General features: G+C 41.3%; 2 protein-coding genes. One reads left to right on the top strand and one right to left on the bottom strand.

Translation table 11 applies throughout. The features are described from left to right. The coding region (locus ACYVRH_RS15085) for an HD-GYP domain-containing protein (protein WP_461257667.1) at positions 1–230 on the top strand (230 nt) is incomplete at its 5' end. Positions 231–245: 15 nt separating this feature from the next. On the opposite strand, the gene ACYVRH_RS15080 is transcribed toward ACYVRH_RS15085, so the two are convergent. Next, positions 246–341, bottom strand: a complete 96-nt coding sequence (locus ACYVRH_RS15080) for a bacterial Ig-like domain-containing protein (protein WP_461257668.1) — start codon at positions 339–341, stop codon at positions 246–248. Positions 342–380 lie beyond the last annotated feature (39 nt).

Here is a 380-nt window from a genome sequence, read left to right as displayed (position 1 = left end):
CGGCAATTCCTCTTCATGCGCGAATTATCGCCATTGCGGATACATTTGACGCGATGACATCAAGCAGATCGTACAGAAAAAAAGCGCTTTCTCTCAGGACGGCGTTATCTGAACTTGAGCAGAATAAGGGGATTCAATTCGATCCTGACATTACAAATGTTTTTATCGATATATTACAGGAATCCCCCTATTACTTTTCGCGGTTTAGAGAGCCTGAGTACTATTTATAGCGCATTGTATCCGCCTTATTTAGTAACGGTTATATCAAAGGTTGCGCTCTTGCCATATATGGAGTAACTAAGGGTCTGCTTGCCTTCTTTATTTTTGTTGTAATTACTGATGTAGCTAGCGCTGATTGGGAGACTCTTATTGGGTAAACC

The organism is Treponema sp. R80B11-R83G3 (assembly GCF_054786115.1).
The sequence above is the reverse complement of the archived record's forward strand: the minus strand, read 5'-3'. Positions and strand labels throughout refer to the sequence as shown.